Here is a 7,290-nt window from a genome sequence, read left to right on the forward strand (position 1 = left end):
CTTTGGTACCGACCTTGGGCATGTAGCGCGTCATGATCTCGTAACGCGATTTCGGCATTTTCGGTGTCTCGGCCAGTGACCATTTCGGGCTGCCGCCGAGGCCGAGGAAGCGTATGCCCATCGGCTCGGCGATCTCGCGCACCTGCGCCAGATGCGCATTGCCTTCGCGGCAGGTCTGATGGATCGTCTCCAGCGGCGCGCCGGACAGTTCGAACTGGCCGCCGGGCTCCAGCGAGATCGCGCCCTGGCCGGTCGGCTCGACCAGCCCGATAATGCGGCCGGCATCCATGATCGGATCCCAGCCGAGTTTTTCCTGCATGCCCTCGAGAATGGCGCGGATGCCGTGCTCGCCGCCATAGGGCACCGGCGCATTGCCGTCGACATAGAACGGGAATTTCTCGTGTTCGGTGCCGATGCGCCATTTGTCGCGCGGCTTGTTGCCTTCAGCCAGATGCTCGACAAGCTCGTCGACGCCTTCGATCGGCCGGAAATCGGTTGTGTCGCGCGCCATTACAAGTCCTCTGCAGGCGGTCGGACGACCGCCGGCGCTAGATGGACGAAATGTCAGTAGGCGATCAAGCGAAAAATCCTGAGCCACAGGGTAACTGGAATTGATTGACGCTGCTTCTTTCTTCTCCCGCAAGGGCCCCGCTGGGGGAGAAGGGGAGAATCTTCACCAATCCCCGACCGTCGCCTGTATCACCGCCAGTGCCGCCACCGCAGCCGTGTCGGCGCGCAGGATGCGCGGACCGAGCGGAATGGCGGTTACGAAAGGCAGCACCCTCAGCATCCTTCGTTCCTCGTCGGAAAACCCGCCCTCGGGCCCGACCAGCAGCCCGAACTTCTTCTCCCGCACCGCTTGCAGCGCGGGCAGGGGATTGTTGGTCGAGGCATCCTCGTCGCAGAAGATCAACCGACGCTCCTTGTCCCAGCCGGCCAGCAGGCGCTCGAACTTTTCCGCTTCGCGCACCTCCGGAACCGCCAGGATGCCGCATTGTTCGGCGGCCTCGACGACATTGGCGCGCAGGCGTTCGATGCCGGGCTTCGCCACTTGCGTGTGCTGGGTGATGACCGGCTGCAGGACGCCGGCGCCCATCTCGACCGCCTTCTGCACCAGATAATCGAGCCGACCCTGCTTCAATGGCGCAAAGCAGTAGATGAGATTGGGCAGCGGCGGCTGCGGCCGCTGCAAGGCCAGCACCTTCAGCCGCACCGCTTTTTTGGATTTCGCGGCGATTGCCGCCGACCATTCGCCGTCTCGGCCGTTGAACAACAGGATTTCGGCGCCTTCGCCGAGCCGCAGCACATGCATCAGGTAATGACCCTGCTGCGGGCTCGCCTCGAACTCGGCTTCCGGCCCGAGGTCGTTCGGCACGAACAGCCGCTGCATCTTGTAATTGGCGCGCATTGCCGAGGAATGGGCGAGCCAAACCTTGGCGTCAAGTCTCAGCCGAGGGATGCCAGACCGGTTCGTAGCCTTGCCGCAGCACGGAAACGGTGGTTGCCGGCGTGAGCAGGCGGATAGGACGGACGGCAAAACCACCGAACCCCACCGGATCGCCATAGCCTGCGAACGACCAGCGAAGCGCCTTGCGGCCGCGCATCGCGTAGGCGTTGCCCCCTTCCGCAATCATGGCGCCGTCCGGCAACCCGGCAAGCTCTTCGGCGGATACGACCGGTGCGCGCCCACCTGCCGCCAGCCGCTCCTTATGCAGCCGCTTATCAACCTGCGGTGCGCGCGGCTCCGCAATGCCGTAGGCCACGCCGAAGCGCTGGACGAAGTCGCCCGCCCGCTCGCGCCGGCAGAAGAAGCAAGGCCGATGCCCGGCCGAGAGCGCTGTGACCTCGTCCAGGAAAAACAGCTCGGTCCAGCCGGTCTTGCCACCGTTCCTGTTTCGGCCCATCGGCTCGCGCCGTACATCGCGGAATTCACAGACGCAGATGATCCAGGCCTGCAGTGCCCAGCGCTTTTTCAGCAGCGTCTTCGTTTCGGGGTCATGGATGATACCGCGATTGCCCATCAACCGGCCACGCTCCGGCACGGCGCGGAGAACGCCGAACGGGTCTACGCGGTTCTGCAGTGGCATAGCTTTCTCCCCGAATACGCATCTTGGCCGAAATGACGGCGGCATGATATCGCTCGACGCATCATTTTCATGTTAGCAGGTTTTTCAATGCGGGTGCTGGTGGTCCAGAATTTCGACAGTGAGGGCCTTGGCCAGATCGGCGCAGCGCTAGTCGAGGCGGGCGCCGATATCGACCTGCGCCGGCCCTATTGTGGCGAGATGCTGCCGCAGGACAGCGATGCGCACGACGCCATGGTCGTGCTCGGCGGCGCCCAGAATGCGCTGGACGACGAGATTTGCCCGTATTTCCCTGAACTGCTCGACCTGACGCGCGATTTTGCGAACAAGGATCGCGCCGTGCTCGGTATCTGCCTTGGCAGCCAACTGGTCGCGCGCGCCTTCGGCGGCGAGAACCGGATCGGCGGCGCCTCGGAATTCGGCTGGCACAAGGTCTCGCTCACTCCGGCGGCGAAGGCCGATCCGGTGCTCGCCGCGCTGCCGGAAAATTTCCCCATCTTCGAATGGCACGACGACACCTTTGCCTTGCCTGAAGGTGCCGTGCGGCTCGCCGGCAACGAAGTAGCCGAGAACCAGGCGTTTCGCATGGGCCGCGCCGTCTATGGCTTTCAGTTCCATTTCGAGGCGGACCGGCCGATGGTCCGCGACTGGAGCTCATCCTTCGCATCGCTCATTGCCGAACGGCACCCGGACTGGAGCACTCGGCTCGACGACGAAATGGCCCATCACGGACGGGATGCCGATGCCGCCGGGCTGGCCATTGCCCGCGCCTGGGTGGCGACGATCTGACGGCTGTCGGTCCCGACGTTGCATATTTGGCACGTTGGCAAAAATCCGCTGTGGACAGCTTGTTTCGTCCTTGGCTTGTGGCCGCCCGCCACCCTAGAAGGCACGCGCTCTGCATCTTCCGTGCAACGCGATGAACTCTTTGTCTCACTCGCGCGACACATCGCCGATACAGAAACTGCCTAGAAGCGCGAAATCGTCGAAATTTTGAGACGTATTTCCGTTTCAACCCATTGGTAACCCGCCTCGTGCACAGATGAAGAGAGCTCAACAAGAGATGACGTCCGTGAAAGCAGCGCTTCTGTCCTTTGTCATGTTGTCAGCCATAGTGTTGTGCGGCTTCGGCACTTATGCCGGCGACGCAGCCAACAACCACAACGCCGTCGATGGCTACGGCGTCACCGCCGCGCTTCGCTAAAACACAGACTTGAAGCGCGACGCGCTTTAGGCCCTCTCACCTGACACCACCAGGATACGCTTGTCCGCGCCGTCGACGACGAGCGCGCTGAGGTTTCCCGTCTGGTAGGCGAGCGTGTCGATATTGACGCGGTTGACCATCACCTCCGCCTCCGGAACCGGCGTGTGGCCATGCACCACGATCTTCGGATGCAGGCCCGAATGATTGTGGAAGACATCGCGGATCCAGATCAGGTCCTGCGTGCTCTGACTTTCCAGCGCAATGCCTGGCCGGATGCCGGCATGGCAAAAGAAGAAGTCGCCAAACGTCAGTGAAAACGCTAGCGACTGCAGGAAGTCGACATGGCTTTTCGGCACGGCCTCGACCAGCGCCGCATGGCCTTGCCGCAGTGCCGCCTCGGACCTGCCAAACCACGCACCGCCGCCTTCATTGAGCACCACGCCATAGGACTGCGCGGTCTGGATGCCGCCATAGCGCATGAAAAGCCCGTCCGCATCGGGTGCATCGAGGAAGTCGAGGAAGCCGATGTCGTGGTTGCCGGCGAGCATCAGGTGGCGCGGGTCGCGTTTTCGCACTTCGATCAGGAAATCGATGACGCCCTTGGAGTCCGGGCCGCGGTCCACATAGTCGCCGAGATGGATGACACGCCAGTCGGCCGGCCGCGCCTGGCGGATCTCGGCCGCAATCCGGCGGTACATGGCGACGAGCAGGTCGAGCCGGCCATGCACGTCGCCGACCGCATAGATGCGCATGCCTTCCGGTCCGCGCGCGTCGAGAAAGTGGATGCCGGGGGCAATCAATGCGTCCATCTCCGTGATCATGCCGTCACGGGAGTCTAACGCCGAAGCTGATCCTTGCCCATGTCGGTTACCAGACGCTTTCCGCACAGTGCCAGCGTTATGTCCATCTCCTTGCGGATGATTTCCAAGGCTTTGGTGACCCCATCCTTGCCGAGCGCGCCAAGGCCGTAAAGGAAAGGCCGGCCGATATAGGTGCCCTTGGCGCCAAGACACAGCGCCTTTAGCACGTCCTGGCCAGAGCGGATGCCGCCATCCATATGCACCTCGATCGTGTCACCGACAGCGTCGGCGATCTCTTCCAGCACCTCGATCGACGACGGCGCACCGTCGAGCTGGCGCCCGCCATGATTGGAGACGACGATCGCGTCGGCGCCGGTCTTGGCCGCCATCAGCGCGTCTTCCTTGTCGAGGATGCCTTTCAGGATCAGCTTGCCGCCCCAGCGTTCCTTGATCCAGGCGACGTCCTTCCACGACAGATGCGGATCGAATTGCTCCGTCGTCCACGACGAGAGCGAGGTGAGGTCGCCGACGCCCTTGGCGTGGCCGACGATGTTGCGGAAGGTCCGGCGCTGGGTACCGGCCATGCCGATGCACCAGCCCGGCCTGGTCGCCATCTGCCAGATGTGTTTCGGCGTGAAGCGCGGCGGCGCCGACAGCCCGTTGCGGATATCCTTATGGCGCTGGCCGAGGATCTGCAGGTCGAGCGTCAGCATCAGCGCCGAGCATTTCGCCGCCTTCGCCCTGTCGATGAGATTGAGAACGAAATCCTTGTCGCGCAGCACATAGAGCTGGAACCAGAACGGCTTCTTGGTCACCGATGCGACATCCTCGATCGAGCAGATGCTCATCGTCGAAAGCGTGAACGGCACGCCGAATTCCTCCGCCGCCTGCGCCGCCAGCATCTCGCCGTCGGGGTGCTGCATGCCGGTCATACCGGTCGGCGCCAGCGCCACCGGCATCGCCACCTTCTCACCGATCATGGTCGATTCCAGCGACCGGTTGCTCATGTCGACCAGCACGCGCTGGCGGAACTTGATCTTTTGGAAATCCTCCTCGTTGGCCCGGTAGGTGCTTTCGGTCCATCCACCTGAATCGGCATAGTCGAAGAACATCTTCGGCACGCGGCGGCGCGCCAGGTCCTTGAGATCGGCGATGGTGAGGATCATGCTCATGGGCTTCCCGCTGATTGTTCGCTAATTCGTCGTTGTTGATTTTTCTTAGCCGGCGCTCATGAGCGTTTTCTTGCCGGCTCGCTGTCCCCGGCCTCGGAGCGCTGCATCAGCCTCAGCCGCGACACACGTTGCCAGTCGCCGCTGCGCTCGGCCTCGGCCATGGTGCGTTCGACATGGGTGATGTGGTCCATCGCCGCCTGCCGTGCGGCCGCCGGATCGCCGGCCTTGACCGCCGCGTAGATCGCCCGGTGCTGCGAAAGCAGCGCTTCGCGCGCGCCCGGCACGTTGAACACCAAGAGCCGGTTCTGGAAGACGCCCTCCGACAGCAGCCGGTAGCACGAGCGCAGCGTGTGCAGGAGGATGATGTTGTGCGCGCATTCGCAGATCGCGTGGTGGAACTCGACGTCGATTTCCGCCTCGTCGTCGAAGTTGCCGGTCCGGTGCGCCTCGTCCATGCGTGCCATGATGCGGTCGAGCAGCGCCAGGTCGTCCGACGTGGCGCGCCGCGCCGCATACTCGGCCGCCACCGCCTCGATCTCTCGGCGGTATTCCAGATAGTCGGTCGCCGCCTTGCGATGCATCGAGATCAGGTCCGTCACCGGCTTGGTGAACAGCTGGCCGATGACGTCGGCGACATGGGTGCCGCCGCCGGGCCGCGTCGTCAAAAGCCCGCGCCCCTCCAGCGCCTTCAGCGCGGCGCGCAGGATCGGCCGCGACACCTCGAACCGGCGTGCCAGCTCGCGCTCGCCCGGCAGCCTGTCGCCGGTGCGCAGAACGCCTTCGAGGATCAGGCTCTCGATCTGCTGCACCACCTCGTCGGCGGTGCGGGAATGCTCGATCCGGGAGAAAATATCGCTCAACGGGGATGGCCTGGGGATTGAACCGGTGTCGCGCAGGATAAAGCCAGTGTCGCCAACTGGTCAAATTATTTATCCAATTCGTCGGTTTGGCCGGGTCCAACGTCGTCGCGGCATATCGATTTCGGCTAACTTGTCGTTTGCGTCCCCCGGCAATTGGCTCTAGAGGGACGCGATTGCACCAGGCCCGGGGGACCAGCCGTGGCAGATGACCCGTCCAATCTCAAATTTCAGCCGCGCGTCGAGGGCAGCGTCATGGGCTTTCCCGCGCATCAGGGACGGCCTGGCGCGCTCGGCGAGGTTCACGCCCGTCCGCATCCGCTGGTCGAGAAACCGCGCGTGCTGGTGCAGCTTTCCTTCATGACCGATGCTGGGTCCGGCGTCGACCAGGCCGTGCTTTCCGAATTGTCGCGGCGGCTCGGCATCGCCGCGCCCGACCCTCATGCACGCCACCACGCGATGAAGTGGGGCAAGGGCTCGCTGCGCTGGGAACGGCACACGGAATTCTCCACCTATCTGTGGGAAGGACCGCTCTCCGAGGGCGGCCAGCGCCAGGAAGATTCGCCTTTCGGCCACGGGTTTTCGCCGCCGGGAACGGTGATTTCCGGCATCAGGCTCGAAATCCGCAAATGGACGCAGGCGAGCGAAGAGCTGATCGCCAGCTTCGACCCGACCAGCCTGTGCTATTCGCTGGTCGAGCGCGGCAACGCCGCCATCGTCACCGATTTCCGCCAGGACGGTGACGGCATGACCCGCATGCTGGTGCTCGACCGCGGCCTGACGCCGGCACGCACCGGCGCGCTGGCGCAGCGGCTGATCGATATCGAAACCTACCGCACGCTGGCCATGCTTGGCCTGCCGCTGGCGCTGATGCAGTCCGGTCGCGCGCGCCGCATCGAAGACAGGCTGGCGCAGACCACACTGGAAATGAAAGTCGCCGAAACCCGCGACAGCCAGACGCTGCTTGCCGACCTGACCGAGCTCGCCGCCGAGCTGGAGGCCGATGCAGCCTCCAGCCTCTATCGCTTCGGCGCCAGCCGCGCCTATGACGGCATCGTCCGCGAACGGCTGGAGGCGCTGGAGGAGGAGGCGGTGCCCGGCTACGACACCTGGGGCGGGTTCCTGCAGCGTCGCGTCGCCCCCGCCATGCGCACCTGCCGTTCGGTCGAGGAG

The 7,290-nt window shown here is 64.1% G+C and carries 9 protein-coding genes; 3 read left to right on the forward strand and 6 right to left on the reverse strand.

Annotated features, from left to right (window positions below; genetic code table 11):
- From EOA85_RS22230 to EOA85_RS22240, 3 genes are all read right to left on the reverse strand, one after another.
- On the reverse strand, window positions 1-511 hold a 511-nt coding region (locus tag EOA85_RS22230; RefSeq protein ID WP_245485952.1), incomplete at its 3' end, for a glutamate-cysteine ligase family protein.
- 162 nt (window positions 512-673) lie between these two features.
- Window positions 674-1,408, reverse strand: a complete 735-nt coding sequence (locus EOA85_RS22235; protein WP_065010790.1) for a 16S rRNA (uracil(1498)-N(3))-methyltransferase — start codon at window positions 1,406-1,408, stop codon at window positions 674-676.
- Window positions 1,409-1,439: 31 nt separating this feature from the next.
- Window positions 1,440-2,087, reverse strand: a complete 648-nt coding sequence (locus EOA85_RS22240) for a hypothetical protein (protein WP_065010791.1) — start codon at window positions 2,085-2,087, stop codon at window positions 1,440-1,442.
- Window positions 2,088-2,174: 87 nt separating this feature from the next.
- On the opposite strand from EOA85_RS22240, the gene EOA85_RS22245 reads away from it, so the two are divergent.
- On the forward strand, window positions 2,175-2,873 hold the full coding sequence (locus tag EOA85_RS22245) for a type 1 glutamine amidotransferase (RefSeq protein ID WP_127211184.1): 699 nt from the start codon (window positions 2,175-2,177) through the stop codon (window positions 2,871-2,873).
- Window positions 2,874-3,156: 283 nt separating this feature from the next.
- A complete protein-coding gene (locus tag EOA85_RS39925) occupies window positions 3,157-3,288 on the forward strand; it encodes a hypothetical protein (RefSeq protein ID WP_258124092.1) in 132 nt (43 codons plus the stop codon).
- Window positions 3,289-3,314: 26 nt separating this feature from the next.
- On the opposite strand, the gene EOA85_RS22255 is transcribed toward EOA85_RS39925, so the two are convergent.
- From EOA85_RS22255 to EOA85_RS22265, 3 genes are read right to left on the reverse strand one after another with little or no spacing between them, the layout of a single operon-like run.
- Window positions 3,315-4,088 (reverse strand): metallophosphoesterase, encoded by a 774-nt coding sequence (locus EOA85_RS22255; protein WP_095519373.1) that lies wholly within the window; start codon window positions 4,086-4,088, stop codon window positions 3,315-3,317.
- A 35-nt stretch (window positions 4,089-4,123) separates the two neighbouring features.
- Window positions 4,124-5,260, reverse strand: a complete 1,137-nt coding sequence (locus EOA85_RS22260) for an alpha-hydroxy acid oxidase (RefSeq protein ID WP_127211185.1) — start codon at window positions 5,258-5,260, stop codon at window positions 4,124-4,126.
- Between the two features lie 56 nt (window positions 5,261-5,316).
- The gene (locus EOA85_RS22265; RefSeq protein ID WP_127211186.1) at window positions 5,317-6,120 is read right to left on the reverse strand and encodes an FCD domain-containing protein; all 804 of its coding nucleotides are present in this window, start codon (window positions 6,118-6,120) and stop codon (window positions 5,317-5,319) included.
- A 198-nt stretch (window positions 6,121-6,318) separates the two neighbouring features.
- Between EOA85_RS22265 and EOA85_RS22270 the strand changes: the two genes are divergently transcribed.
- Window positions 6,319-7,290, forward strand: a 972-nt coding sequence (locus EOA85_RS22270) for a DUF3422 family protein (RefSeq protein ID WP_127211187.1), incomplete at its 3' end; no start/stop codon positions are given.

The organism is Mesorhizobium sp. M5C.F.Ca.IN.020.29.1.1 (assembly GCF_003997375.1).
GTDB lineage: Bacteria > Pseudomonadota > Alphaproteobacteria > Rhizobiales > Rhizobiaceae > Mesorhizobium > Mesorhizobium wenxiniae.